The 26,387-nt window shown below is 73.1% G+C and carries 20 protein-coding genes; 9 read left to right on the top strand and 11 right to left on the bottom strand.

What is annotated here, in order from left to right; translation table 11 throughout:
- Positions 1-24: 24 nt before the first annotated feature.
- Both pepN (ACIQV3_RS15695) and ACIQV3_RS15690 read left to right on the top strand, forming a co-directional pair.
- The gene (pepN, locus tag ACIQV3_RS15695; RefSeq protein WP_403712945.1) at positions 25-2,583 is read left to right on the top strand and encodes an aminopeptidase N; all 2,559 of its coding nucleotides are present in this window, start codon (positions 25-27) and stop codon (positions 2,581-2,583) included.
- A gap of 255 nt (positions 2,584-2,838) precedes the next feature.
- Positions 2,839-3,798, top strand: coding sequence for a hypothetical protein (locus ACIQV3_RS15690; RefSeq protein WP_403712944.1), 960 nt, complete (start codon positions 2,839-2,841; stop codon positions 3,796-3,798).
- A gap of 92 nt (positions 3,799-3,890) precedes the next feature.
- Here ACIQV3_RS15690 and ACIQV3_RS15685 read toward each other — a convergent pair whose 3' ends face one another.
- Both ACIQV3_RS15685 and ACIQV3_RS15680 read right to left on the bottom strand, forming a co-directional pair.
- The gene (locus ACIQV3_RS15685; protein ID WP_403712943.1) at positions 3,891-4,796 is read right to left on the bottom strand and encodes a pyridoxamine 5'-phosphate oxidase family protein; all 906 of its coding nucleotides are present in this window, start codon (positions 4,794-4,796) and stop codon (positions 3,891-3,893) included.
- Positions 4,796-5,254, bottom strand: coding sequence for a VOC family protein (locus tag ACIQV3_RS15680; RefSeq protein WP_403712942.1), 459 nt, complete (start codon positions 5,252-5,254; stop codon positions 4,796-4,798). Before ACIQV3_RS15680 ends, ACIQV3_RS15685 begins: the two co-directional genes overlap by 1 nt.
- A gap of 119 nt (positions 5,255-5,373) precedes the next feature.
- On the opposite strand from ACIQV3_RS15680, the gene ACIQV3_RS15675 reads away from it, so the two are divergent.
- From ACIQV3_RS15675 to ACIQV3_RS15660, 4 genes are all read left to right on the top strand, one after another.
- Positions 5,374-5,949, top strand: coding sequence for a CGNR zinc finger domain-containing protein (locus ACIQV3_RS15675; RefSeq protein ID WP_403712941.1), 576 nt, complete (start codon positions 5,374-5,376; stop codon positions 5,947-5,949).
- A 348-nt stretch (positions 5,950-6,297) separates the two neighbouring features.
- Entirely contained in the window at positions 6,298-9,630 is a 3,333-nt protein-coding gene (locus ACIQV3_RS15670) for a S8 family serine peptidase (protein ID WP_403712940.1), read from the top strand.
- 153 nt (positions 9,631-9,783) lie between these two features.
- Entirely contained in the window at positions 9,784-11,283 is a 1,500-nt protein-coding gene (locus ACIQV3_RS15665) for a TerD family protein (RefSeq protein WP_403712939.1), read from the top strand.
- Between the two features lie 127 nt (positions 11,284-11,410).
- Entirely contained in the window at positions 11,411-12,442 is a 1,032-nt protein-coding gene (locus ACIQV3_RS15660; protein WP_403712938.1) for an aspartate-semialdehyde dehydrogenase, read from the top strand.
- A gap of 56 nt (positions 12,443-12,498) precedes the next feature.
- Here ACIQV3_RS15660 and ACIQV3_RS15655 read toward each other — a convergent pair whose 3' ends face one another.
- Both ACIQV3_RS15655 and ACIQV3_RS15650 read right to left on the bottom strand, forming a co-directional pair.
- Complete coding sequence (locus tag ACIQV3_RS15655) at positions 12,499-12,846, bottom strand: type II toxin-antitoxin system PemK/MazF family toxin (RefSeq protein ID WP_403712937.1); 348 nt, start codon at positions 12,844-12,846, stop codon at positions 12,499-12,501.
- Positions 12,833-13,063, bottom strand: coding sequence for a ribbon-helix-helix domain-containing protein (locus ACIQV3_RS15650; protein ID WP_403712936.1), 231 nt, complete (start codon positions 13,061-13,063; stop codon positions 12,833-12,835). Before ACIQV3_RS15650 ends, ACIQV3_RS15655 begins: the two co-directional genes overlap by 14 nt.
- A 143-nt stretch (positions 13,064-13,206) precedes the next feature.
- Here ACIQV3_RS15650 and pepN (ACIQV3_RS15645) point away from each other — a divergent pair, with 143 nt between their 5' ends.
- The gene (pepN, locus tag ACIQV3_RS15645; RefSeq protein ID WP_403712935.1) at positions 13,207-15,777 is read left to right on the top strand and encodes an aminopeptidase N; all 2,571 of its coding nucleotides are present in this window, start codon (positions 13,207-13,209) and stop codon (positions 15,775-15,777) included.
- 178 nt (positions 15,778-15,955) lie between these two features.
- Here pepN (ACIQV3_RS15645) and ACIQV3_RS15640 read toward each other — a convergent pair whose 3' ends face one another.
- From ACIQV3_RS15640 to ACIQV3_RS15630, 3 genes are read right to left on the bottom strand one after another with little or no spacing between them, the layout of a single operon-like run.
- Positions 15,956-16,858 (bottom strand): LysR family transcriptional regulator, encoded by a 903-nt coding sequence (locus ACIQV3_RS15640; protein ID WP_403712934.1) that lies wholly within the window; start codon positions 16,856-16,858, stop codon positions 15,956-15,958.
- A 10-nt stretch (positions 16,859-16,868) separates the two neighbouring features.
- Positions 16,869-17,783: a DMT family transporter gene (locus ACIQV3_RS15635; RefSeq protein WP_403712933.1), complete on the bottom strand. Its 915-nt coding sequence runs from the start codon at positions 17,781-17,783 to the stop codon at positions 16,869-16,871.
- 51 nt (positions 17,784-17,834) lie between these two features.
- Positions 17,835-18,776, bottom strand: coding sequence for an EamA family transporter (locus ACIQV3_RS15630; protein ID WP_403712932.1), 942 nt, complete (start codon positions 18,774-18,776; stop codon positions 17,835-17,837).
- A 128-nt stretch (positions 18,777-18,904) separates the two neighbouring features.
- Between ACIQV3_RS15630 and ACIQV3_RS15625 the strand changes: the two genes are divergently transcribed.
- Positions 18,905-19,396, top strand: a complete 492-nt coding sequence (locus ACIQV3_RS15625) for a MarR family winged helix-turn-helix transcriptional regulator (protein ID WP_403712931.1) — start codon at positions 18,905-18,907, stop codon at positions 19,394-19,396.
- A 145-nt stretch (positions 19,397-19,541) separates the two neighbouring features.
- Here the strand turns inward: ACIQV3_RS15625 and ACIQV3_RS15620 are convergent, their stop codons facing one another.
- From ACIQV3_RS15620 to ACIQV3_RS15610, 3 genes are read right to left on the bottom strand one after another with little or no spacing between them, the layout of a single operon-like run.
- Complete coding sequence (locus ACIQV3_RS15620) at positions 19,542-19,781, bottom strand: hypothetical protein (protein ID WP_403712929.1); 240 nt, start codon at positions 19,779-19,781, stop codon at positions 19,542-19,544.
- A gap of 20 nt (positions 19,782-19,801) precedes the next feature.
- The gene (locus ACIQV3_RS15615; RefSeq protein ID WP_403712928.1) at positions 19,802-21,946 is read right to left on the bottom strand and encodes a 4-alpha-glucanotransferase; all 2,145 of its coding nucleotides are present in this window, start codon (positions 21,944-21,946) and stop codon (positions 19,802-19,804) included.
- A 15-nt stretch (positions 21,947-21,961) separates the two neighbouring features.
- Positions 21,962-22,159, bottom strand: a complete 198-nt coding sequence (locus ACIQV3_RS15610) for a hypothetical protein (RefSeq protein WP_403713153.1) — start codon at positions 22,157-22,159, stop codon at positions 21,962-21,964.
- 441 nt (positions 22,160-22,600) lie between these two features.
- Between ACIQV3_RS15610 and ACIQV3_RS15605 the strand changes: the two genes are divergently transcribed.
- Positions 22,601-25,630 (top strand): beta-N-acetylglucosaminidase domain-containing protein, encoded by a 3,030-nt coding sequence (locus ACIQV3_RS15605; RefSeq protein WP_403712927.1) that lies wholly within the window; start codon positions 22,601-22,603, stop codon positions 25,628-25,630.
- Between the two features lie 74 nt (positions 25,631-25,704).
- Here ACIQV3_RS15605 and ACIQV3_RS15600 read toward each other — a convergent pair whose 3' ends face one another.
- The gene (locus ACIQV3_RS15600) at positions 25,705-26,259 is read right to left on the bottom strand and encodes an HNH endonuclease (protein ID WP_266877654.1); all 555 of its coding nucleotides are present in this window, start codon (positions 26,257-26,259) and stop codon (positions 25,705-25,707) included.
- Between the last annotated feature and the right edge of the window lie 128 nt (positions 26,260-26,387).

Genomic DNA, 26,387 nt, shown 5'->3' with positions numbered 1-26,387 from the left:
GCGATCACGCACGAAGGAGTGCACGTGCCCGGAGAGAATCTGTCCCGTGACGAGGCCCGCGAGCGGGCCGAGCTGCTGTCCGTCGACGGGTACGAGGTGGTCCTCGACTTGAGGTCCGCGGTGGACGAGGCCGAACCGGCCGACGGCCCCAGGACCTTCCGCTCGGTGACCACCGTGCGCTTCCGCGCCGCCGCTCCGGGGGCATCGAGCTTCGCGGACCTCCTCGCGCCCAGGGTGAACGCCGTGACCCTCAACGGGCGCGCACTGGACCCGGCCGTCGTCTTCGACGGCGCGCGGATCGCCCTGGACGGACTCGCCGCCGAGAACGTGCTCGTGGTCGACGCCGACTGCGCGTACAGCCGGACCGGCGAGGGCATGCACCGCTTCGTGGACCCGGAGGACGGCGAGGTCTACCTCTACACCCAGTACGAGCCGGCCGACGCCCGGCGGGTGTACGCGAACTTCGAGCAGCCCGACCTCAAGGCCCCGTACCGCTTCGAGGTGACGGCGCCCGAGGGCTGGCAGGTCTGGAGCAACGGGGTCGAGGAGTCCCGCGAGGGGCAGACCCGGCGCTTCGCCGAGACCGCGCCGATCTCCACGTACATCACGTGCGTGGTGGCGGGGCCGTACCACTACGTCACGGACTCCTACACCCGCGGGGACCTGACGATCCCGCTGGGCGCGATCTGCCGCAAGGGGCTGGCGAAGCACTTCGACGCGGACGACGTCTTCCTCGTCACGAAGCAGGGCTTCGACCTCTTCCACGAGATCTTCGACTACCCGTACCCCTTCGGGAAGTACGACCAGGCCTTCGTGCCGGAGTACAACCTCGGCGCGATGGAGAACCCGGGGATGGTGACCTTCCGGGAGGAGTACATCTTCCGCGGGAGGGTCACGCAGGCCTCCTACGAGCGGCGCTCGAACACGATCCTGCACGAGATGGCCCACATGTGGTTCGGCGACCTGGTCACCATGAAGTGGTGGGACGACCTGTGGCTGAAGGAGTCCTTCGCGGACTTCATGGGCTCCTTCGCGCTGGTCGAGGCCACCCGCTTCGACCAGGCCTGGGTCACCTTCGCCAACAGCCGCAAGGCGTGGGCCTACCGGGCCGACCAGCTGCCCTCCACGCACCCCATCACGGCCGACATCCGTGACCTGGAGGACGCGAAGCTGAACTTCGACGGCATCACCTACGCCAAGGGCGCCGCCGTGCTCAAGCAGCTCGTGGCGTACGTGGGACGGGACGCCTTCCTGGAGGGCGCGCGGCGCTACTTCAAGGCGAACGCCTACGGGAACACCACGCTGGACGACCTGCTGTCGGTGCTCGCCGAAGTGTCCGGGCGGGACATGGCCGAGTGGTCGCGGGCCTGGCTGCAGACGGCCGGCGTGAACGCGCTGACCCCGGTACTCACCTGCGACGCGGGCGGCCGGATCACCGAGCTGGCGGTGGTCCAGGACGGCGACGAGCTGAGGCCGCACCGGGTCGCGGTGGGCCTGTACCGGCTGGACCCGGACGGCGCGCTGGTGCGCTACGCGCGGGCCGAGGCGGACGTCGCGGGGGCCCGGACGGTCATCGGCGAGCTGAACGGGCAGGAGAGGCCCGCGCTGGTGCTCGTCAACGACGAGGACCTGACGTACTGCAAGATCCGCTTCGACGAGGCCTCGCTGGCCGCGCTGCGCTCGCACCTGGGCTCGGTGACGGACCCGCTGAGCCGCGCGCTGTGCTGGTCGGCGCTGTGGAACCTGACGCGCGACGGGCTGATGCCGGCGCGGGACTTCGTCTCGCTCGTACTGGCCCACGCGGGCCGGGAGACGGACGTCGGCGTCCTGCAGATGCTGCACGCGCAGGCGCTGACCGCGGTCAGCCGGTACGCGGCGCCCGGCTGGCGGGAGCAGGGCGGCAAGGTGCTGGCGGCGTGCGCGCTGCAGGAACTGCGGTTCGCGGAGCCGGGGTCGGAGCACCAGCTCACCTGGGCCCGCTTCTTCGCGGCGGGCGCGGCGACCGAGGGCGACTTCCAGCTGCTGCTGGGGCTGCTGGAGGGTTCGGCGCGGATCGACGGGCTGGAGGTGGACCAGGAGCTGCGCTGGGACTTCCTGCTGCCCCTGGCCGCGCACGGGGCGATCGGCGAGGAGGTCATCGCGGCCGAACTCGCGCGGGACGACACGGCGTCGGGCAAGCGGCACCAGGTGCGGTGCCTGGCGGCGCGGCCGTCGGCCGCGGTCAAGGACCAGGCGTGGGCCGCCGTGGTGGAGTCGGACGCGCTGTCGAACGCGCTGGTCGAGGCGACGATCGCGGGGATGCAGCAGTCTTCGCAGCGGGGGCTGCTGGCGCCCTACGCGGGGCCCTACTTCACCGTCATCGAGCGGATCTGGGCCGACCGGTCGATCCAGATCGGCATGGACGTGGTGCGGGGGCTGTACCCGTCGCTGCAGGACTCCCAGGAGACGCTCGACGCGACGGACGCGTGGCTGTCGGCGCACGAATCGGCCGCGCCGGCGCTGCGGCGCCTCGTCCTGGAGTCCCGTGACGACCTGGCCCGTGCGCTGCGTGCGCAGGCATGTGACGTGGCGGCGGCGGGCTGAGCCTGCGGGACTCCTCCCCGCGCCGCCCTTTCTCCGTTTCCCGGGGTTCCGCCCCGGACCCCGCGCCTCAAACGCCGGCGAGGCCGATAATCGGCCCCGCCGGTTTTTGCGGGGGCGGAACCCCAGGTGGAGGGGGATTCGCTGCGCAGCCCATCGGCAGTCGAACGTCCGTACTTTAGCCCCGTCTTGTCCCGATTTGCCGACGGATGTGTAACAGGGGTTAGCGAGGCCATGGCCTGAGGGAATCTCAGCGTCATGAACCACAACGCACCCCTCCCCCTCGCCCACCTCACCGACAACCGCCCCCGCGTGCTGTCGCTGACCCAGCTCCGTGAGCACGGGGTCTCCGCCTCCGACGCCGCCGAGCGGGACTGGCAGCAGATCCTGCCGGGGGTGTTCCTGCTCCACTCCGGGCCCGCGACGAGCGAGGAGCGGCTGCACGCGGCGCTCCTGTACGCGGGGCGCCGCGGGGACGAGGTCATGATCACGGGGCTGGCCGCCCTCGCCCTGTACCGGTTCTCCTCCGCCCCCGCCCTGCTCGGCCTCCCGCAGATCGACGTGCTCGTCCCGAACACCCGCCGGCTGCGCTCCGCCGGACAGGTCCGCATCGTCCGGGCGCACACCCCGCCCCGGCCGGTGGAGGTCACCGGACTGCCCGTCGCCCCCGTGGCCCGCGCCGTCGCCGACGCCGTCGCCCACCTCTCCGACGCCGGTACGGTCCGCCGCATGCTCAGCGAAGCCGTCCGCGGCGGGCACTGCGAACCGGCCGCCGTGGTGCGGGAGCTGACGGTGGCCCGGCTGCTGAACCGCCCGCACGTGGTGGACGCCGTCGAATCGCTGCTCGCCGAGGGCCGGGCCATCGCCGAGGACCGGCTGTACCAGCTCGTACGGGGCTACGAGCTCCCCGAGCCCGTCTGGAACGTGGACCTGCGCCTGCCCGGCGGCCCGCACCTGGGCGGGGTCGACGCGTACTGGCCGGAGCAGGCGGTGGCCCTGGAGATCGACACCCGGGCCCCGCGCCAGGGCGAGGACGAGGCGTGGACCGAGTCCGTCCGCAAGCGGGAGACCCTGGAGCGCTGCGGGGTGACCGTCCTGCACATCACCCCGCGCAAGCTCCGCGACTGGCCCGAGCAGCAGGCGGCGGTCGTACGGACCGCCCTGACGGCGTCCGCCGACCGCGAGCCCGCCGCCTACCTCGTCGTCCTGCCCAGGTGAGGGGTCAGGCGAAGGGGCAGGCGAAGGGGCAGGCGAGGGGGCAGGTGAAGGGGCGGGCGAGGACCCAGGTGCGGGCCATGCGGGCCCTACCGCTACCGCGCAGGCTGCCAAGGCGGCGCGGGCAGCGGCGGATTGGCCGGCGAGTACTCCGGGGCGCTCCACAGCAGCCGCCCCGGGTGCACGCTCTCCACCACCGACTCGATCCGGAAGCGGACCCGCCGGTCGCCGCCCGCCCCGAACTCGGGCTCCGCCCGCCCGCTGAGCTGGAGCAGCGCCCCGCTCTCCCAGTCGGGGAACAGCAGCCCGGCCCGCGGGTCGGCCACCAGGTTCCCCAGGGTCAGGAACATCGCGTTGCCGGCGTAGTCGGGCCAGGCCAGTTCCGTCGGGGACAGCACCTCGACGAAGCCCGGCATCCCGCCCCGGTGGCTCGCGTCGGCCCCGTCCGCCCCCGCGGAGGTGGCGACGAAGAAGGTGTCGGCGGCGCGGACGGCCCGTTCCTGGCCGGGGGTGAGCGCGTCCCCGCGCCGCACGACACCGGCTCCTTCGGCGGCGAGCTGGACAGGCTGCCGCTTCTGGAGGTACTTGGGGCAGTTGGCGAAGACCCGTTCGGCCGCCAGCGCGAACCCGCCGGGAGTCACCTCCAGGGTTCCCCCCAGCCGCATCCGGCGCCGGGTGCGCGGGTCGAGGGAGATGGTCCCGACCCGGGTGCCGGCGGTGGCCAGCGCCTCCCCGAGCGGATCGCCCTCGGGGATCCCGCCCTTGACGGCGATCCGGTCCGGCCCGGTGGCCCGTACGAAGCCGGGGGCGCCGGTCAGCAGTGAGGCCCAGAACCGGCCCCCGGCGTCGGCAGCGCCGACGACCAGGTGCGGCTGCAGCCCCAGGAAGGCCGCCGCCACCTCCTTGATGTGCGGGGAGATGGACTGCCCGACGTGCACCGCGTGCTCGCGGACACCGACCCGCTCCTGGATGGCCAGCGAGCCCCAGTGATACCCGGACATTAGAAGAATCCGCAGGTCGGGGCCCCGGTTGTGGGAGCCTCGGCGCCTTCGGCGCCGCTCGGCACGGAGATCTCCAGGCGGGTCCCGTCGGGGTCGTGGAAGAAGATCCCGCCGGAGGCCGCGCCTTCGCCGTGGGGGACGACCCCTTCGTAGGCGAAGTCGACGCCCAGGCCGCGCAGCCGCTCCTCGTACGCCCTGACCTCCTCGATGGCGTCCGCGGACAGCGCGAGGTGGTGCAGTCCGGCCGCGCCGGGCACGTAGGCCCCCTCGGCCTGCTGCCACAAGGTGAGGACGAGCTCGCCGTCCTGGCCGAGGAAGGCGAAGCGCCGGCCCTCCTCCTTGCCCTCGCCGAGCAGCTCGAAGCCGAGCCCGTCCCGGTAGAAGACGAGCGACCGGGCGATGTCCGTGACGTTCAGGCCCACGTGGCCGGTGCGCAGCTTGCTGATGACGGTCGTCACAACGGTTCCTTCCCCAGAACTTCCAAATTTCTAACCTTCTAAACCGAGATTAAGGGTTAGAAGTCAGGGAGTCAACCACTCACGTATTCTTGAAGGGTTAGTGCCACGAGGAGGCGGACATGACGGCGGCGGACCCGACGGCGGCGGACCCACGACCCCTGACCGGGGAACCGGTGGCCCTGGACCTGATCAACACCCGGTGGGTCCAGGAGGGCGAACCGCTCGACCTCTTCGCCGGGGCCTTCGGGCTCACCCGCGTGGAAGGGCTCGCGCTCTGGCTGGAGAGCGCCGGACTGGCCGGCCGCTTCCGCGCCGACGCCCCGACCCTGGTCCACCTGCTCACCGCCCGCGAGGCACTGGCCCGCGCGGTCGCGGACCCGGCCGACGAGAGCGCCCGCGCCCTGGTCGACGCCGTCCTGGAGCACGGCCGGATCCGGGCGACCCTGACCGCCGAAGGCCCCGGGGAGCGGACCGAGTTCGACGACCCGACCTGGGGTCCGGCCTGGACCGCCGCCCGCGACTACCTGGAGCTGCTGGGCTCCGACCCCGGCCGGATCCGCAAGTGCGCCTCCGAGACCTGCGTGCTGCGCTTCCACGACACCTCGCGCAACGGCACCCGGCGCTGGTGCTCGATGTCGGCCTGCGGAAACCGGGCGAAGGCCTCCCGGCACTACGCCCGCACGCGCGAGCGCTGACTCGCCGTCGCGGTGGGGGCGGGCCGGCCATCGGGCCCGCGCCCCCGACGCCTCGCGCACGTGCGCGTGCGTCGGGCAGGCAGAAGTTGTCACACCCGATCTGAGACGGAGACAGGTCGCACCCCTGGCGCACGGTCGGGAAGTCTATAAATCCATCTCCGCGGCCGAAGGTTCGTACCCGTTCACCCCGGTACGGGCCCACTGGCGTATGCCCCGATCTGGCGGGAGTCCGCCACGGCAGGTATCGGTCCGTGACAACTCTCCCCAAAGAGCTGTCACTTACGCGAGGCTGACCGGTCATCCGGCACCGAAATCCGGACCGTACCTTTCACTTAGCCAGGGATGCTGATGACCCTCGACTCCCCCGCTCGTTCAATACAGGACGGCATACCCGGGGCCCGACGCGCCGCGCGCGTCGCGGCCGCGGCCGGCCTGGTGGCCGCCCTCGCGGCCACCGGCGCCATGCCCGTCTTCGCGGCGACCGGCACGAATACCCCCGCGCCCAACCCGGCGGTGAAGTCGGCCGACCAGAAGCTCGGGTCGGCCGATGCCGAACTGCTCCAGGAAGCCAAGACCAAGGGCGAGAAGACCGTCACGGTCATGGTCGCGACGGCCCCCGGCGAGACCCAGCAGGTGGCCAAGCAGCTCGACGACGTCCAGGGCGCCTCGGTGGGCCGGACGTACGACGAGCTCGGCTACGTGCGCGCCACCCTGCCGACCGACAAGGCGGAGGCCGCGCTGAAGGCGGCCGCCAAGCTGTCCTCCGTGCACGGCATCGACCTGCGGCACGAGATCCAGCTCCCGGACCCCCGTCCGGACGCGGACCGCGAGACGGGGACGGTGAAGCGGACCGCCGCCGAGACCTACCCCGGGCCGGGCAAGACCACCCCGGCGAAGAACCCGTACAACCCGGTCTTCGAGACCGGTGCGCTGGACTTCCTCAAGAAGAACCCGAAGGCCGACGGCCGCGGCGTGACCATCGGCATCATGGACTCGGGCGTCGACCTCGGCCACCCGGCGCTCCAGAAGACCACCACCGGCGAGCGCAAGATCGTCGACTGGGTCACCGCGACCGACCCGATCACCGACAGCGACGCCACGTGGCGGCCGCAGATCACCCCGGTCGCCGGTGGCACCTTCACCGCGGGCGGCGGCAGCTGGAAGGCTCCGGAGGGCTCGTTCCAGTGGAGCCGCTTCACCGAGTCGATCACCGCCAACGGTGACATGCAGGGCGACGTCAACCGGGACGGGGACACCACCGACCGGTTCGGCCTGCTCTACGACCCGGTCGCCGGCACCGTCCGCGTCGACACCGACCAGGACAGCGACTTCACGAACAACGAGCCGATGAAGCCGTACAAGGACGGCTACCAGATCGGCTACTTCGGCACGGACAACCCGGCGACCGAGGTCGCCGAGCGCATCCCGTTCGTGATCGAGGTCCGCAAGGACGTCCCGATGGATCCGTACGGCGGCGACTGGGTCGGCAAGAAGGCCGACTTCGTCAACATCGGCATCATCGAGGGCACGCACGGCACGCACGTCGCGGGCATCACCGCCGCCAACGGCCTGTTCGGCGGCGCGATGAACGGTGAGGCGCCCGGCGCCAAGCTCGTCTCCTCGCGCGCCTGCTCCTGGTCCGGCGGCTGCACCAACATCGCGCTGACCGAGGGCATGATCGACCTCGTCGTCAACCGCGGCGTGGACATCGTCAACATGTCGATCGGCGGCCTGCCGGCCCTGAACGACGGCAACAACGCGCGCACCGAGCTCTACAAGAACCTCATCGACACCTACGGTGTCCAGCTCGTCATCTCGGCGGGCAACGAGGGCCCCGGCATCAACACCATCGGTGACCCCGGTCTCGCAGACAAGGTCATCTCCGTAGGCGCGTCGGTCTCCAAGGAGACCTGGGCGGCCAACTACGGCGCCGGTGTGGCCAAGAAGTACAACATGTTCCCCTTCTCCTCCCGCGGTCCGCGTGAGGACGGCGGCTTTACGCCGACCCTGACGGCCCCCGGCGCCGCCATCAACACCGCGCAGACCTGGATCCCGGGCGCACCGGTGAAGGAGGCCGGCTACACCCTGCCGGCCGGCTACGCGATGCTCCAGGGCACCTCTATGTCCTCGCCGCAGGCGGCGGGCGCGAGCGCCCTGCTGATCTCGGCGGCCAGGCAGCAGCAGATCGCCCTCACCCCGGCGGCCCTGCGCATCGCGCTGACCAGCAGCGCGAAGAAGATCGAGGACGTTCCGGCGCACGCCCAGGGCGCGGGCCTGATCAACGTTCCCGGCGCGTGGGAGTCCATCCAGCGCGGCGCGAAGGCCAACGAGTTCACCGTCAAGGCTCCGGTCGACACCGCGATCGACCAGTTCCTGAAGACCCCGGGCTTCGGCACCGGCGTCTACGACCGCGAGGGCGGCCTGAAGGTCGGCCAGAAGAAGGTCTACGACGTCGTCGTCACCCGCACCACGGGCGTCAAGTACGGCACCCCGCACGAGCTCAGCTGGCGCAACAACGACGGCACCTTCAAGGTCATCGGCGGCTACGACTACGTCACCCTGCCGCTGAACAAGCCCGTCACCATCAAGGTCCAGGCCATCGCCAAGACGGCCGGAGTCCACAGCGGCATCCTGCAGCTCGACGACCCCTCCACCGAGGGCATCGACAAGCAGATCCTCTCCACGGTCGTCGTCTCGGCCCCGCTGGCGCAGCCCTCGTACAGCTACTCGGACACCTCGTCCGTGCAGCGCAACAGCCACAAGTCCTACTTCGTGACCGTCCCGGCGGGCGCGAAGACCCTCGAGGTCTCCCTCGGCGGACTCGCGGCGGGCAGCCAGACGCGCTTCATCTCGCTCCACCCGTACGGCGTGGGCGTCGAGGACAGCGCGACGACCCAGTGCTACCCGAACTACGACAACCCGGCCAACCAGTGCCGCCCCGACCTGCGTTCGTACCCGAACCCGCAGCCGGGCGTCTGGGAGATCGAGGTCGAGTCGCGCCGTACGTCGCCGCTGCTCGACAACCCGTATCGGCTGGACGTCTCCGTGCTCGGCGCGGCCTTCGACCCCGCGGTCAAGGTCCTGCCCGAGGTCAAGCAGGGCACCCCGGCGCCGGTCCAGTGGACCGTGAAGAACGACGGGGCCGCCATCACCGGCGGCAAGCTCCAGGGTGGCGCCCTCGGCTCCGCGAAGGTCGCCAAGCCGACCATCGCCGCCGGTGAGACCCACACCACCGAGGTCACGATCGGCGAGGGCGTCTCCCGCCTCGACATCGCGATCGGCAACGTCTCCGACGCCGCCGCCGACCTCGACCTGGACGTGTACAAGGACGGCGTCAAGGTCGGCACCTCCGCCGACGGCGACTCCGAGGAGGCCGTGAGCCTCGTCAACCCGGCCGCGGGCAAGTACACCATCGAGGTGTTCGGCTACGCGATCCCGTCCGGCTCCACCACGTACGACTACCGCGACGTCTACTACTCGGCCGCTCTGGGCACCGTCCAGGTCGACGAGGCCGCCGCGGTCAACCTCGCCAACGGCGCCTCGGCAGGCGTCTCCGCGAACGTGCTGGTCAACAGCGCGGCTCCGGAAGGCCGCCAGTTCTTCGGCGAGGTCAAGCTGCTCAACGCCCGCGGCACCGCCGCCGGCACCGGCAGCGTGCAGATCGAAAAGGTCCTCCCGTAACGGAGACCCGCTGAGCGCATGACGGAGGGGCCGGCGCCCGAGGGCGCCGGCCCCTTCGCGCTGCCCGGGCCCGCCCCCGCCCGACGGGCCGCCCCCGCCCGACGGGCCGACCCGGGCCGTCGCGCCGGGCCGGGCCGATGGCAGGATGCCGGTATGCCGAACATAGAAAGAGGGGCCAACACCCCTTTGACCACGGGCCCGTTCCGCATCACCGTGGCGCGCACCGCCCGCCCCGGCACCCCGGCGGTGGCCGCCGCGGCGATCCTGCTGGACGCCGTCGGCCGGGTACGGGACGACGCCGACGTGGTCCTGGCCGCCGGGCCCGGGCACCCGTCAGGCGCGGTGCGGCACCTCGGCGGGGCGCGGGAGGGCGCGCTGCTCGTCCAGCGGCTGGAGGTGGACCCGGACGGCGTGGAACCCTCCGTGCAGCGGATCCTGATCGCCGCCCTCACGGCCGGCGGGACGTTCGGCGCGGTCGACGGGCTGTCCGTGGAGGTCGCGGCCGAGGACGGCACGCCTCCGCTGGCCCGGTACGAGGTGACGGACGCGGAGATGGACACCGCGCTGGTGCTCGGCGAGTGCTACCGGCGAGGCGGCGCCTGGCGGTTCCGCGCGGTGGGCCAGGGTTACACCAGCGGACCGGACGCCCTCGCCGCCGACTACGGCATACGGCCGCAGGCGCTCCCGGCCGCCCCGGTGGCCGGGCCCGCGATGACCGAGGTCGACAAGGAGAACGAGGTGCCCGCGCCGGCCGCCGCGCTGACGCCGGCCCCGACACCGGCCCCGGCCCCGGCGGCCGTGGAGCCGCTCTCCGCACCCCGGCGGGACCCGGGGCGTGCCGGGGGCGCGCCCTGGGCCGACGTGGTGCACGAGGGGTACCACTGCGGCGAGGTCACCGTGGTGAACCCGGAGCCCGGCCAGCCGGCGATCCTCGAGTACGAGGCGCTCGGCCCGACGGACCGCGACACCTGGTTCACCGCGGACCGTATCGACGGACGGGACAAGCCGCTCCTGGTGTTCCACCGGGGCCGCCACGGCCTGCGCGGGCAGCTGCTGGCGTTCGGCATGGGCGGCCGCGAGTTCCGGCTGCGCATCGACGCGAACTGCCACTGGCGCCTGCGGCTGCGCCCGGCCGGGACGGCGCAGGCCCTCGTGACGGGCGCCTCGGGGCGGGGCACCACCGTCCTGCGGTACGACGGGCCGCCCGCCCTGCTCAGGGTCGAGCGCGGGCGGGACAAGAACGCCTCGTTGGAGGTGTTCACCCTCCAGGCGGGCGGCGGCAGCCACATCGTCGCGCACACGGACTCCCACCTCCCCGTGACCGGCCCGCTCGCCGTGGGCCCCGGGGGCTGGTGCCACGTCCTGGTCGAGACCTCCGAGACCGTCGCGTGGAAGGTCGAGGTGATGCCCCTGAGCGCCGCCCCGGTGCTGGAGCGGAAGCTGTCCGGCCGCGGTGCGCAGGTGGTGCTGGTGCGGGGAAGGGGGGCGACGGCGGACGTCCGGCACGACCGGTTCGTCACGCCGCTGTTCTCGCTCGACCCGTACCTGATCCCCGGAGCGCGGCTGTGCACGGAACAGGGCGTCCACGAACTGCCGCCCGGCCTGGTCACCGTCCGCGCCACGGGCAAATGGAGCCTGCGGGTCCGCGACTGACCGGCCCGCGGACCGGTTCCGTGCCACAGATCGTCCGTAGTACGGACAATGGATTGGACAAGGCTCGTGGGGTCGAACGCATGATGGCTTCACGCGCGCCCGCGTCGTACGTATCAGAGGAGTCACCGTGAGGGTCGGAATCGTCGGAGCCACCGGACAGGTCGGCGGAGTCATGCGCGGCATCCTCGCCGAGCGCAAGTTCCCGGTGGACGAGCTGCGCCTGTTCGCCTCGGCCCGTTCGGCCGGCTCCACCCTCGAGTGGGAGGGCCGCGAGATCACCATCGAGGACGCCTCCACGGCGGACTACTCCGGCCTGGACATCGTGCTCTTCTCCGCGGGCGGCGCCACCTCCAGGGCCCTCGCCGAGAAGGTCGCCTCGCAGGGCGCCGTCGTGATCGACAACTCCTCCGCCTGGCGCGGCGACCCCGAAGTCCCCCTCGTCGTCTCCGAGGTCAACCCGCACGCGATCAAGAACCGCCCCAAGGGCATCATCGCGAACCCGAACTGCACCACGATGGCCGCGATGCCGGTGCTGCGCCCGCTGCACGACGAGGCCGGTCTGACCGCGCTGATCGCCACCACCTACCAGGCCGTGTCCGGCTCGGGCCTGGCGGGCGTCGCCGAGCTCAAGGGCCAGGCCTGCGCGGTCTCCGAGGCGGCCGACCAGCTGACCTTCGACGGCGACGCGGTGGAGTTCCCCGAGCCCGCCGTCTACAAGCGGCCGATCGCCTACAACGTGATCCCGCTCGCCGGCTCGATCGTCGACGACGGATCCTTCGAGACCGACGAGGAGCAGAAGCTCCGCAACGAGTCCCGCAAGATCCTGGAGATCCCGGAGCTCAAGGTCTCGGGCACCTGCGTGCGCGTGCCGGTCTTCGCCGGCCACTCCCTCCAGGTCAACGTCCGCTTCGACCGCCCGCTGAGCGTCGAGCGCGCCTACGAGCTGCTGAAGGACGCCCCGGGCGTCGTGCTCTCGGAGATCCCGACCCCGCTGCAGGCCGCCGGCAAGGACGCCTCGTACGTGGGCCGCATCCGCGTCGACGAGACCACCGAGAACGGCATCGCGCTGTTCCTCTCCAACGACAACCTCCGCAAGGGCGCCGCACTGAACGCGGTCCAGATCGCGGAGCTGGTCGCGGAGGAGCTGCGCCAGGGCTGACGCCGGTCACGCACGTGGGGAGGGCGGCACTGTGACAGTGCCGCCCTTCGGCGTGTCTAGAGCCCCAGCTGCTGCCGGAGCGCCCGGTCGATCTCCTTCAGCGCCTGCGCGGGCACCGTGCCGATCCGACGCCCGAACCGCGAGAGGTCGAGTGCTCGGATCTGCTCGCACTGCGCCTTTGAGTCAAGGTTCAGACCGCAATCAGCCGCGGCCAAGAGGACCTGGAACGTACGGACATGCGTGACGTTCGAGGTCACTGGCACCACGGCCAGAACGCCCCGCCCGGCACGATCCGCCATCCGGTTCGCAGCGTCGTTCGTCACGAGGACGGCTGGCCGCGTCTTGTTCGCCTCACTGCCGACTGCCGGCTCAAGATCGACCAGATAGATATCACCGCGCCTCATCAACAATCCCGTCCCCCGCCGTGCGGTCCCACAGTTCCGCGTCCTCGCTCTCGTACCACTCGTCCCAGGCCGCGAGGTACTCCTTCTCAAGGGCGGACTCACGCAGTAGCTGGATCGCGGCCTGTATGACGGCCGATCTGGACTCGGTTTCCATCTCTGCCGCGTACTGATCGACGAAGGCAACGTCCTCCTGCGGAAGACTCACACTAATCTTCATACTCCCAATACTACCCACAGTAGGACCCTGAGCGCTACCGCATCGGGACCCCGGGTTGCGTTCGCCCGTGGATTACTCCGGCGCGGTGGCCCGGCCCGCGTGGAAGGATGGGCCGGAACGTCACCATCGAAGGAGATGACCGCGTGCCAGGCACGAATCTGACCCGTGAAGAGGCTCAGCAGCGAGCAAAGCTGCTCACCGTCGACTCGTACGAGATCGAGCTCGATCTCAGCGGTGCGCAGGAAGGCGGCACGTATCCCTCCGTGACCACCGTGCGCTTCCAGTCCGCCGAGGCCGGCGCCGAGACCTTCATCGACCTGGTCGCCCCGGCCGTGCACGAGGTCGTCCTCAACGGCAAGTCGCTCGACGTGGCCGCCGTCTTCCGGGATTCCCGGATCGCGCTCGCCCACCTCGCCGCCGGGGCCAACGAGCTCCGCGTCGTCGCCGACTGCGCGTACACCAACACCGGTGAGGGTCTGCACCGCTTCGTCGACCCGGTCGACGAGCAGGCGTACCTGTACACCCAGTTCGAGGTTCCGGACGCGCGCCGCGTGTTCGCGAGCTTCGAGCAGCCCGACCTGAAGGCGACGTTCCGGTTCACCGTCACGGCCCCGGCGGGCTGGACGGTCATCTCGAACTCCCCGACGCCCGACGTACCCGCCGACAACGTCTGGCGCTTCGAGCCGACCCCGCGCATCTCCACGTACATCACGGCCCTGATCGTCGGCCCGTACCACGCGGTGCACAGCTCCTACGAGGGCGCGGACGGGCAGTCCGTGCCGCTCGGCATCTACTGCCGTCCCTCGCTCGCCGAGTTCCTCGACGCCGACGCGATCTTCGACGTGACCCGGCAGGGCTTCACCTGGTTCCAGGAGAAGTTCGCGTACGACTACCCCTTCGCGAAGTACGACCAGCTCTTCGTGCCGGAGTTCAACGCGGGCGCGATGGAGAACGCGGGCGCGGTGACCTTCCGGGACCAGTACGTCTTCCGCTCGAAGGTGACGGACGCGGCGTACGAGACGCGCGCCGAGACGATCCTGCACGAGCTCGCGCACATGTGGTTCGGCAACCTCGTCACTATGGAGTGGTGGAACGACCTGTGGCTGAACGAGTCGTTCGCCACCTACACCTCCATCGCCTGCCAGGCGTACGCGGAGGACTCGAAGTGGCCGCACGCCTGGACCACCTTCGCCAACTCCATGAAGACCTGGGCGTACCGGCAGGACCAGCTGCCCTCCACGCACCCGATCATGGCCGACATCCGTGACCTGGACGACGTCCTGGTCAACTTCGACGGCATCACGTACGCCAAGGGCGCCTCCGTCCTCAAGCAGCTCGTGGCCTACGTCGGCCAGGACGCCTTCTTCAAGGGCGTGCAGGCCTATTTCAAGGCGCACGCCTTCGGGAACACCCGCCTGTCGGACCTGCTGGGCGCCCTGGAGGAGACCTCCGGCCGCGATCTGACCGCCTGGTCGAAGGCATGGCTGGAGACGGCTGGCATCAACATCCTGCGCCCCGAGATCGAGACGGACGAGAACGGCGCCATCACCGCCTTCGCCGTCCGCCAGGAGGCCCCGGTGCTGCCCGCCGGCGCCAAGGGCGAGGCCGTCCTGCGCCCGCACCGCATCGCGGTCGGCCTGTACGACCTGACCGACGGCAAGCTGGTGCGCGGCGAGCGCATCGAGCTGGACATCGACGGCGACCTGACGGCCGTGCCGGAGCTGATCGGCCGGACCCGTCCGGCGGTGGTCCTGCTGAACGACGACGACCTGTCCTACGCCAAGGTCCGCCTCGACGAGGTGTCCCTCGCCAACGTCACCGCGCACCTGGGCGACTTCACCGAGTCGCTGCCGCGCGCGCTGTGCTGGGCCTCGGCCTGGGACATGACCCGCGACGGCGAACTGGCCACCCGCGACTACCTCGCGCTCGTCCTGTCGGGCATCGGCAAGGAGTCGGACATCGGCGTCGTCCAGTCGCTGCACCGCCAGGTCAAGCTGGCCGTGGAGCTGTACGCCGACCCGGCCTGGCGCGACCAGGGCCTGGCCGTCTGGACGGAGGCCACGCTGGAGCACCTGCGCGCGGCCGAGCCCGGCAGCGACCACCAGCTGGCGTGGGCCCGCGCCTTCGCGGCGACGGCCCGTACCGAGGAGCAGCTGACCTACCTGGCGGCGCTGCTGGACGGCTCGGCCGAGGTCAAGGGCCTGGCCGTGGACACCGAGCTGCGCTGGGCGTTCCTGGAGCGCCTGGCCGCCACGGGCATCGCCGACGAGCCGGCCATCGCGGCCGAGCTGGAGCGGGACAGGACCGCGGCGGGCGAGCGGCACGCGGCGACCGCCCGGGCGGCGCGTCCGACGGCGGAGGCCAAGGCCGAGGCCTGGGCCTCGGTCGTCGAGGGCGACTCGCTCCCGAACGCGGTGCAGGAGGCGGTGATCGGGGGCTTCGTCCAGACCGACCAGCGCGAGCTGCTCGCCCCCTACGCGCAGAAGTACTTCGCGGCGGTCAAGGAGGTCTGGGCGACCCGCAGCCACGAGATCGCCCAGCAGATCGCGGTGGGGCTCTACCCGTCTCTCCAGGTCTCCCGGGAGACCCTCGCGGCCACGGACGCCTGGCTGGCCTCGGCCGAGCCGAACGCGTCCCTGCGCCGCCTGGTCTCGGAGTCCCGCGCGGGCGTCGAGCGAGCGCTGACGGCCCAGGCGGCCGACGCCCGGGCCTGAGCGGCTCGAACGCCGGCGGGGATGGTTTTTCCAGCCCCGCCGGCGTTCATGCGCGGGCTGACGCCGGTCAGATCCAGCCCGTCCGGCGTGTGAGGACCGGGTCCGGGCGGAGCCCGGGGAACGGTGGAAGGGCGGGTAGGGGACCTCGCCCCGCAGGGCCGCCCACCCGCTGCGGCGGCTACGGCCGCGCAGCGGCGACGGCTCGCAGGGCCGCCAGGACGTGGGCCACGGCCGGGGCCGACTCCGAGCCCCGCCGCAGGGCGGCGATGACGTGCCGGGTGGGCCGGTCGTGGGGCAGGTCCCGTACGGCGACGCCGGAGGCGCGGCTCGCCACCATCCGGGGCACCAGCGCCACCCCCATCCCCGCCTCGACCATGGCGAGGATCGCCGTCCAGCCGGACGCCGAGTGCGCCTGCTCGGGCACGAACCCCGCCGCCTCGCACGCGGTGCGGGTGATCTCCGACCAGGGCCCGGAGCCGCCGTAGATCCACGGGTCCCCGGACAGGTCCGCGAGCCTCAGCTCCCCGGCTCCGGCCAGCGGGTGGTCCGGGGGCAGGGCCACGTCGAGGGGGTCCTCCAGCAGGGTCCTGCGGGTGAAGCGGGGATCGCGGGCGGTCGGGGCGTGCGCCGCCAGCGAGAGCGCGAGGTCGACGACCCCGGCGGACAGCAGCTCGTAGGACTCGGCCGCCTCGGTCTCCCGTACGCGGACCTCCACGCCGGGGTGCGAGCGCCTCAGGGCGGCGACCGCCGGGACCACGAGGACCGGTACGGCGGTGGAGAACGCCCCGATCCGCACCTCGCCCGCCTCCCCCGCGAGGTAGCCGGTGAGTTCCGCGTCGGCCCGCTCCAGCTGCGCGAACACGGCCTCCGCGTGCCGCAGTACGAGGTGTGCGGCGTCGGTGAGCCGCACCCGGCGGCCCTGGGCCTCCAGCAGCGGGACCCCCAGCATCCTGGCCAGGTTGGTCAGCTGCTGCGAAACGGCCGAGGGCGTCATGTGCAGCGCCTCGGCCGTCGCGGTCACGGTCCCCTGTTCCGCGAGGGTCCGCAGGATCCGCAGCTTCTTGATGTCCCACTCGATCATGGGACCGAACCTACCGCCGGGCACCCAGACCCACGCCGCCCAGGATCAGCGCCATGCAGAGGAGCTGCGTCGGGCCGGTCGTCTCGCCGAGCAGCAGCAGGCCGAGGCCCGCGACGCAGACCGGCTGGAGGTAGTAGACGACTCCGGCGCGGGCGGCGCCGATCATCGAGACGGCCTTGTTCCAGGCGAAGAAGGCGACGGCGGAGGAGAAGACGCCGACGTACAGGAGCATTCCGGCGGTGGACGGGGTGACCTGGAAGCCGCCCTGGACCCGGACGGACACGGCGTAGGCCGGGGCGAGCATCAGTGCGCCGAGGACGAAGGTGGTGAGCAGGAAGGCGAGGCCGCCCAGTTCGGCGGGCTTGCGCTTGAGGAGCGCGCTGTACGTGGCGAAGGACAGGGCGGCGCCGAACATCCACAGGTCGCCGGCGGCGAAGTCGAAGCGGATCGATCCCTTGCCGACCAGCAGGAGCACGCCGAGGGCCGCGAGGGCCAGTCCGAAGGTGCGGCGGGCTCCGAGCTTCTCGCCGCCGAGGCGGGCGTAGAGGGCCATGATGACCGGCGAGGCGGCCATGATCATGCCCATGTTGGAGGCGGAGGTGGTCAGGCCGGCCTGGTGGACGAGCGTGTTGTAGAGGGTGACGCCGAAGAGGGTGGCCAGGGCGATGAAGCCGAAGTGCTTGCGGATCAGGGCCCGCTGCTGCCAGGCCTGCCGGGCGGCGAAGGGGGCGACGGCCGCGGTGGCGATCACCCAGCGCCAGAAGACGGCCTGGACGGGCGGGATGCTGTCGGCCATGCCGCGGGTGGCGACGAAGCTGCCGGACCAGACGACCGTCGCGAGCAGGGCCAGGAGGACGCCGAGACCGGTGGCCCCCTTCGCCTTGCCGGGCAGTGCTTCCTGCGGGACGGTGCGGACTCGGTCCATGACGGCCACGGTGTGTCTCCCCCTCGGGGTGCGGAGTGTCGGTTCGTTGGTCTACCGTCGCACCGGGGCACCCGTCAGGTCCATCGAAACATTTCGATGAGTTTCTTCAGCAGAACTGAACGGTACGGCCTTGGCTCGCGGCGCGCCCGCCGCGAGCTGCCCCGCCACGGTGGCGCCGAAGGCGATCACCATGCCCAGCACCTGCACCGGCGACAGCGCCTGCCCCAGGGCGGCCCAGCCGATGACGGCGGCGGTGAGCGGCGAGAGCGGGCCGAGGAGGGTGACCGACGTGGCGCTGAGCTGCCCGATGCCGCGGAACCAGAGCCAGTACGCGATGCCGGTATTGATCAGCATCATGTAGCCGTAGCCGAGGAAGGCACTGCCGTCGAGCGCCGGCGGCGCCCCTTCCATCAGGACGGCGACCGGGATGATCATCAGCCCGCCCGCGGTGAGCTGCCAGCCGGTCATGGCCAGCGGACCGACGCCCTCGGGGCGCCCCCACCGCTTGGTCATGACGATGCCCGCGCCCATCGAAGCGGAGGAAACGACGCCGGCCACCAGCCCGACCGGGTCGAGCTGCGCCTGCGCGGTCAGCACCACCATGCCGACGCCGAAGGCCGCCACGACGGCGGCGAGCACGGTCCGCAGCCTGGCCCGCTCGCCCAGCAGGAGGGCGGCGAGCCCCACGACGAACAGCGGCCCCGCGGAGCCCAGTACGGCCGCGACCCCGCCGGGCAGGCGGTAGGCGGAGAGGAACAGGAGCGGGAAGAAGGCGCCGATGTTGAGCCCGCCGAGGACGGCCGCCTTCCACCACCACTGCCCCGTGGGCAGCTTCCGCGCGAGGGCGGTGAGCAGCAGCCCGGCGGGCAGGGCCCGCATCACGCCGGTGAACAGCGGCCGGTCGGGCGGCAGCAGCTCTGAGGCCACGAAGTAGGTGGAGCCCCAGGAGATGGGGGCCAGGGCTGTCAGGGCGATGGTGGTGACGCGCTTCACGGCGGTGCTCCTCCGACAGGGACGAGTAGCTCGAGTGAGTAGCTCACTTGAAAGTAGCTTAGCACTAAGCCACTTTCCTGCAAGCAACTTTCTTGCCAACGAATCAGCGGAAGCCGGATACTGCGCCCATGACCGACAAGGACCCCGTCGACGCGATCGCGGACCAGTGGTTCGCGGTGCGACCCGATCTGGACACCGCGCCCATGGCCGTCTTCGGCCGGATCTACCGGATCTCCAAAGCCATGGGCGACGCGATGGAAAAGGCCTACGGGCGCTACGGAATCTCGCGCGGGGAGTTCGACGTCGTGGCCACGCTGCGCCGGAGCGGAACCCCTTACACCCTCTCGCCCCGCCAGCTCTCGGCCACGCTCATGCTCACCACGGGCGGGATGACGGGACGGCTGGACAAGCTGGAGAAGGCCGGGCTGCTGCGCCGGAGCCCCGATCCGGACGACCGGCGCGGGCTCCGGGTGACCATCACCGACCGGGGCCTCGCGCTCGTGGACGAGGCGGTCGAGGCGGGCCTGGAGGTGCAGCGCGAGGCGCTCACCGGGCTGGACGCGGCGGAGACCGCGGCGCTCACCGGCCTGCTGCGCAAGGTGATGGCGGGGGTCCCTTAGGAGGGGGTCCCGTCGGCAGGGATCCCGTGGGCGGGCTCCGGCAGACAGGTGGGCCGGGCCGCTGTCCGGGCCGCCGATCCGGGCCCGGGTACGACGAGGCGCCGGGTGTCCTCACGGACCCCCGGCGCCTTCGTTCGGTCTTCGGTCAGCTCTCGTTCTGCGGCTTGCGCGACTTGTCGCCGACCATCACCAGACCGGCGATGACCAGGAACAGCACGATCGGCGCGGCCACGTAGAGGCCGAGCGTCTCGGCGACGCTCAGGCCCGGACCCGGGTCGTCGCCGTCGTCACGGGTGAGCGCGAGGGCGGGAGACGTCATCAGCAGCATCATCAGCGTCGTTCCGGCCGTGACGGCGCCGGCGCGCAGAGCGTTCTTCTTGTCCACGGTGCAAACGTAGCGAACACCTAAACGCCGCGCGCGCCCGGGGGTGCCGTACGGGTTCCCGCCGCCCCCCGCACCGCCCCCAGCAGGGCGTTCGCCCGCGGCGAGGCGGCCAGTGCCTCCAGGCTCAGCGGCCGGCCCTCCGCGTCGGCCACCGGGAGCCGCCAGTTGGGGTACTGGTCCCAGGTGCCGGGCAGGTTCTGCGGCCGCCGGTCGCCCACGGCGTCGGGCAGCCACACCCCGACCAGCCGGGCCGGGGTGCGCAGCAGGAACGCGTACAGGGCCCGTACGGCGGCCTCCTCGCCCTTGGTGTCGAGCCCGAGGTCCTCCAGCACGTCCAGCCAGCGCGCGGTGTCGGCCGCGTCCTCGGCCCGCTCCCGCTCCGCCGGGCGGGTCAGCAGGCCGAGCCGGTCGCGCAGTTCCACGTGGGAGCCGGCCAGTTTGGCGGCCGTGGGCGGCAGGTCGTGGGTGGTCACGGTGGCCAGGCAGTCGGCCCGCCAGCGCTCCGGCTCCAGCGGCTCCCCGTCGCCGCCCCAGTCCCGCTCGAACCACAGCACCGAGGTGCCCAGCACCCCGCGCCGGGCCAGCGCCTGACGGACTCCCGGCTGCACGGTGCCCAGGTCCTCGCCGATGACCAGGGCTCCGGCCCGGTGCGCCTCCAGGACCAGCAGGGCGAGCATCGCCTCCCCGTCGTACGCGACGTACGCGCCTTCGGCGGGCGGGGCCCCTTCCGGGATCCACCAGAGCCGGAACAGTCCCATGACGTGGTCGATCCGCAGGGCGCCCGCGTACCGGAACACCCCGCGCAGCAGGGACCGCAGCGGCGCGTACCCGGTGGCGGCCAGTCGGTCGGGCCGCCACGGGGGCAGCCCCCAGTCCTGGCCGCGGGCGTTGAAGGCGTCCGGCGGGGCGCCGACGGAGACGGCCCGGGCGTAGTGGGGGGCTCCGAAGGGGGCGCCGGTGGCGTCCGAGCCCTCCGGGTGCACGCCGACGGCCAGGTCGTGCACGATGCCGACCGCCATCCCGGCCTCCTTGGCGGCGCGCTGGGCGGCGGCGAGCTGGGCGTCGGTGAGCCAGACCAGCCACCGGTGGAAGTCGGCCCGGACCTGCGGGTCCTCCCCGGCGTGCCCGGCGCACCAGGCGGCGTGCCGGTCCAGCTCCGCACCCTGCGCGGCACGGAACCCGCCGTAATCCGCGTCCCGTTCGGGGGTCCGCGGGACGGCGTACAGCAGCTCCAGGGCGGCCCGCTTGAGGGCCCACACGGCGTCCCGGTCGATCAGCGCCCCCTTCTCCAGCACCTCGCGCCGCAACTGGGCTCCCCGGTCTGCCAGTTCCGCGAGGGCGGCCCGGTCCGGGCAGTCGGCGTACTCGGGGACGTCCTCGATCCGCAGGTGCACCGGGTCGGGGAAGCGGCGCGAGGACGGCCGGTACGGGGAGGGATCGGTCGGGGTCCCGGGCACGGCCGCGTGCAGCGGGTTGACCTGGACGAAGCCGGCCCCGTGGACGCGGCCCGCCCAGCGCGCCAGCTCCGCGAGGTCACCCAGGTCGCCCATGCCCCAGGAGCGTTCGGAGAGCACCGAGTACAGCTGGACGAGCAGCCCGTGGGTGCGTTCGGGCGCCGCCGGGGCCCGGTCGGGGGCCACGATCAGGGTGGCCGTCGCGCTGCGGCCGTCGGGGGCCTCGGCGTGGATCAGGTGCACCCCGAGCGGCGGCTCCCCCGCGTCGGCGGCGCTCCAGGGCACCGCACGGCCGGCCTCCGCCGACGCCTCCCGCGCCCCGGCCGCCTCCGCGTCCGCGGTGGTCGCGTCCGCGGTGGTCGCGTCCGCCGTGGTCGCGTCCTCCGCGTCCGCGTCCGCCGTGGTCGCCTCCGCCGTGGTCGTGTCCTCCGCCTCCAGCAGGGTCCGGGTCCCCGGGGGCAGCGCGGCCAGCTCCACGGGAGGCCGGGAGCCGGCCCACCACACCAGCACGCGCGGCAGCAGCCGGTGCGCCGCGTCGTGCTCGGCCGCGGCCAGGTCCGCGCGTACGGACTCGGGGGTGTCCGTGTTCACCCCCAACTGCCGCAGCACGGCGGCGACGGTGGCCTCCGGGACCCGGAGGGTGACGTCCTCGGCGGGCTGGTAGGTGGTGGCGACTCCGTACAGGGCCGCGAGCCGGGCGAGGTCGTCCATCAGGTTCCTTGTCGTCTAGTCACCCGCGGCGGCCGCCGCGGCATGGGTGGTCGGCTCGCTGGTCAGCGGGGCCTCGCAGACGAGCGGGGGCTCACTGGTCAGCGGCGCGTGCGCGGCGTCGGCGAGCGACGGCTCGCTGGTCAGGGTCCGCTCGTCGGGTCCGGCCTGCGCCGGCAAGTGGGCGAGCGGCGGACGCCGTTTCGGGGTGGATATGGCGGTGGTGGCGTTCGTGGACTTCGCGGCCTCGGTGTTCACCGGCAGGCACTCCTTCGTGCGTGAGGATCGGTCAGGACCCGTGGGTGGCTCCCACTGTGTCGGTCCGTGCGCCGTCCGCGCACCACCGACAGCGGAAATTCTCCGGTGCGGGCCGTGAATTCGCACAGACGTGCCTGCGTTCGCGCCGCGCACGGGAGGTGTTGCGGAGCTCCGCGCCGGTCACCGCACGTCCGGAGCCACCGGCCCTGGCGTGCGGGAACGTCGGGAACGCCCTCCGGCGCGCGGCCCGGAGGACATCCCAGCCCTACCCAGTCGGCGGCATCGCATTCCTGGCGGATCCAGGTCAGATCACCCGCGGGCGTTGACACCCCGGCCGTACGGATGGTGTGGTCTGGCTCATTCGTACGAGCGGGGGACGACTCGGGACGGGGTGGCTCCGTGCAGACCAGGGGCAGCAAACGGGCCACGGCCACGGCCGCGGCGGTCGCCGTCATCGGCGCCCTGCTGAGCGGCTCGGCGGTGGTGGGTCCCCCCGCCGCCTTCGCCGCGCCGACCGCACCGGACTCACCCACCGCTCCGGACCTCGGGGCGGCGCCCGCGGCTCCCGCGGCTCTGCGCGACCCGGCGCCCGTGACCGCCCCCGCCCCCGTGCCCGACCCCGGCTCCGGTCCGGCGCGCGCCGCCGCCGAAGGGCCCGCGGTGCATCCCCGGCCGCAGTCGACGGCCGCCGACCCGGCGCGCGCGGTGCCGCTGGGCGCCGAGGCCGTACTGGTGCTGCCCGCGGGCGTGGACCCGTACGCCGCCCAGGTGGTGCGCGACGCCCTGCGCGGGGCGGGCGTACGGACCCTGCACGAGCGGGCCGAGGGGCAGCCGCTGCCCGCCGCCGGCCCCGTCGTACGGCTCCAGGGGCTGGAGGCGGAACGGGCCCTGCGGGCCCTGGGCGCGGAGGCGGCCGGCGACCTCCCGGCGGGCGGCTACCGGCTGGCGGTGGGCCGCGTCGAGGGGCGGGACACGGTCGCGCTGGCCGGCGCCGGCGAGGACGGGTTGTTCCACGCGGCTCAGACGCTGCGCCAACTGCTCGCCCAGGGCGGCGGGAAGGTGCCCGGGGTCCTCGTACGGGACTGGCCGTCCGCACCGGTGCGCGGGATCACGGAGGGGTTCTACGGGACTCCGTGGACGGCCGCCCAGCGGCTCGCGCAGGTGGAGTTCATGGGCCGCGCCAAGCTGAACCGGCTGCTGCTGGCGCCCGGTGACGACCCGTACCGGACCACAGAGTGGCGCCGCGACTACCCGGCGGCGCAGGCCGCGGAACTGCGGCGGCTGGCCGAGCGGGCGCGCGCCAACAAGGTGGTGCTCGCCTGGGCGGTGGCGCCCGGGCAGTCGATGTGCCTGGCCTCCTCGGCGGACCGGGCGGCGCTCGCCCGCAAGGTGGACGCCATGTGGGACCTCGGGTTCCGGGCGTTCCAGGTGCAGTTCCAGGACGTCAGCTACACCGAGTGGGGCTGCCGGGCCGACCGCGAGCGGTACGGCAAGGGACCGGCGGCGGCCGCGAAGGCGCACGCGGAGGTGGCGGGCGAACTGGCCGCGCACCTGGCCCGGCGCTATCCGGGGGCGCCCGCGCTGTCGCTGCTGCCGACGGAGTACTACCAGGAGGGCGCGACGCCCTACCGGACCGCGCTGGCCCAGGCCCTGAACGGGCGGGTCGAGGTGGCCTGGACGGGCGTCGGCGTGGTGCCGCGCACGATCACCGGGCAGGAGATGACCGCGGCGCGCGCCGCGCTCGGGCAGCACCCGCTGGTCACCATGGACAACTACCCGGTCAACGACTGGGATCCGGGCCGGATCTTCCTCGGCCCGTACGCGGGACGCGACGCGGTGGTCGCGGGCGGTTCCGCGGCCGTGCTCGCCAACGCGATGCCCCAGGCCGCGCTGTCGCGCATCCCGCTGTTCACGGCGGCGGACTTCACGTGGAACCCGCGCGGCTACCGGGCCTCCGACTCCTGGGCGGCGGCCGTGGCCTCGCTCGCCGGACCCGACCCCCAGGCCCGTGCGGCCCTGGCCGCGCTGGCCGGGAACAACGCCTCCTCCGGCCTCGCCCAGCCCGAGTCCGCCTACCTGGTCCCGCTGATGGACGAGTTCTGGCGGGCCCGGAGCTCCGGCGACCCGGCGGCGGGCGAACCGCTGCGCGCCGCCTTCCGCGTGCTGCGCGAGGCCCCGGACCGGCTGCCCGCGCTCGCGGACGAGGCGGGGCCCTGGCTGTCGCGGCTCGCGCGCTACGGGGCGGCCGGGGAACTGGCCCTCGACGTCCTCCAGGCGCAGGGCCGCGGGGACGGGGCGGCGGCCTGGCGGGCCTCCCAGGCCTTCACCGCCGCCCGCGCGGCGCTGTCCGGGGCGGAAACCGCCCGGGTCGACAAGGCGGTGCTGGACCCCTTCCTGGCCCGGGCCGCCGCCGAGGCCGACGCGTGGACCGGCGCGGCCCGCGCGCCGGGCACGGTGACCCGGCAGGCCGACGCGTGGACGGTCGCGCTGTCCACCGCCCGGCCGGTGTCGGTGGTGACCGTGATGACGGACCCGCTGCCGCCGGGCAGCCGCGGCGCCGTGATCGAGGCCCACGTACCGGGCGAGGGGTGGCGCAAGGTCGCCGAGGCGGCGGCGTCGGGCTGGACCCAGGCGGACGTGGGCGGCCTGCGGGCCGACGCGGTCCGGCTCGTCTGGTCGGGCCCGGCCCCGGCCGTGCACAGCGTGGTCCCGTGGACGGCGGACGGCCCGGAGGCCCGCTTCGAGCTGCCGGACACCGTGGACGCGGAGATCGGCGGGAGCGCGCAGCGGATCCCGGCACAGCTGTCCGCGCTGCGTCCCGGCGAGGTCCGGGGGCCGCTGTCGGCGACGCCGCCGCCGGGCATCTCGGTGCGGCTGCCCCGGACGGCGGCGGCCGCGCGCGGTACGACGGCGACCGTCCCGGTGGAGGTCACGGTGGCCGCGGGCACGGCGCCGGGCACCTACGAGGTCCCGGTCGCCTTCGGCTCCGAAACGCACACCCTGGAGGTCCGCGCCCATCCGCGCACGGCGGGCCCGGACCTGCTGCGAGCGGCCGTGGCCTCGTCCTCTGCGGACGAGACCCCGGCGTTCCCCGCGTCGGGGGCGCTGGACGATTCCCCGGCCACCCGCTGGTCCTCGCCCGCGGAGGACGGAGCCTGGTGGCAGGCGGAGCTGCCGGCCGCGGCGCGGATCGGGCTGCTCCGCCTCCACTGGCAGGAGGCGTACCCGACCCGGTTCCGGGTGGAGACCTCGGCGGACGGTGTGAGCTGGCACCCGTCGGCGACGGTCGCGTCCCGCGGCGGGGTGGACTCCGTCCACCTGGACCCGGCGGCGGCCCCGGCCCGCTTCGTCCGCGTCACCTGCGAGACCCGAGCCACCCGCTACGGCTGCAGCCTGCTGAACGCGGAAGCCTTCGCGGTGGCCCCGTAGGGCGCCGGGCCGCCCTACGGGGCGAGTCCCCCGCAGCGGTACCGCGTCCGCGGCCGGGGCCCCCGCCCAGGGGGCTAGGAAGCCACCGCCGCGGCGGCGACCGGGACCCCGATGCGATCCAGCGCGTCCTCCGCCCCGTACGGCTGGAGATACGGCATCCAGCACGGATCCCGGTGCCCCGTCCCGATGATCCGCCAGGCCAGCCCCGACGGCGGAGCCGGCTGGTGCCGCAGGCGCCAGCCGAGGTCGACGAGGTGCCGGTCGGCCTTGACGTGGTTGCAGCGGCGGCACGCGGCGACGACGTTGTCCCAGGCGTGCTGCCCGCCCCGGCTGCGCGGGATGACGTGGTCGACGCTGGTGGCGACGGCCCCGCAGTACATGCAGCGGCCGCCGTCCCGGGCGAACAGCGCGCGGCGGGTCAGTGGAACGGGCCCCCGGTAGGGGACCCGCACGAAGCGCTTGAGCCGAACCACGCTGGGCGCGGGGACGGCCCTTGTCGCGCTGTGCAGAAAGGCGCCGGATTCTTCCAGGGAGACCGCTTTGTTCTCCAGGACGAGGACGAGCGCGCGACGGAGCGGTACGACGCCGAGGGGCTCGTACGACGCGTTGAGGACCAGGACGTGCGGCACGGACTGCCTCCTATAACGCCGGCGGCGCGTGGCTCGCGCCGGGACGATCTGCTTTCCAGTCTCCCCTTACGGCTGGTCGAAGCGCCACCACGCGCCCGTAACGGGTCCGAGGTGTTTTCGACCACAAC

Source organism: Streptomyces sp. NPDC099050 (genome assembly GCF_044759865.1).
GTDB lineage: Bacteria > Actinomycetota > Actinomycetes > Streptomycetales > Streptomycetaceae > Streptomyces.
This window is presented reverse-complemented; position numbering and strand designations above follow the sequence as displayed.

What these genes read in the sequence shown, in the direction of transcription:
- ACIQV3_RS15690 (WP_403712944.1), top strand. Translation starts at nt 2,839, where the DNA reads ATGAACCACAACGCACCCCTCCCCCTCGCCCACCTCACCGACAACCGC.
- ACIQV3_RS15685 (WP_403712943.1), bottom strand. Translation starts at nt 4,796, where the DNA reads ATGTCCGGGTATCACTGGGGCTCGCTGGCCATCCAGGAGCGGGTCGGT.
- ACIQV3_RS15675 (WP_403712941.1), top strand. Translation starts at nt 5,374, where the DNA reads ATGACGGCGGCGGACCCGACGGCGGCGGACCCACGACCCCTGACCGGG.
- ACIQV3_RS15670 (WP_403712940.1), top strand. Translation starts at nt 6,298, where the DNA reads ATGACCCTCGACTCCCCCGCTCGTTCAATACAGGACGGCATACCCGGG.
- ACIQV3_RS15665 (WP_403712939.1), top strand. Translation starts at nt 9,784, where the DNA reads ATGCCGAACATAGAAAGAGGGGCCAACACCCCTTTGACCACGGGCCCG.
- ACIQV3_RS15655 (WP_403712937.1), bottom strand. Translation starts at nt 12,846, where the DNA reads ATGAGGCGCGGTGATATCTATCTGGTCGATCTTGAGCCGGCAGTCGGC.
- ACIQV3_RS15650 (WP_403712936.1), bottom strand. Translation starts at nt 13,063, where the DNA reads ATGAAGATTAGTGTGAGTCTTCCGCAGGAGGACGTTGCCTTCGTCGAT.
- ACIQV3_RS15640 (WP_403712934.1), bottom strand. Translation starts at nt 16,858, where the DNA reads ATGATCGAGTGGGACATCAAGAAGCTGCGGATCCTGCGGACCCTCGCG.
- ACIQV3_RS15635 (WP_403712933.1), bottom strand. Translation starts at nt 17,783, where the DNA reads ATGGACCGAGTCCGCACCGTCCCGCAGGAAGCACTGCCCGGCAAGGCG.
- ACIQV3_RS15625 (WP_403712931.1), top strand. Translation starts at nt 18,905, where the DNA reads ATGACCGACAAGGACCCCGTCGACGCGATCGCGGACCAGTGGTTCGCG.
- ACIQV3_RS15615 (WP_403712928.1), bottom strand. Translation starts at nt 21,946, where the DNA reads ATGGACGACCTCGCCCGGCTCGCGGCCCTGTACGGAGTCGCCACCACC.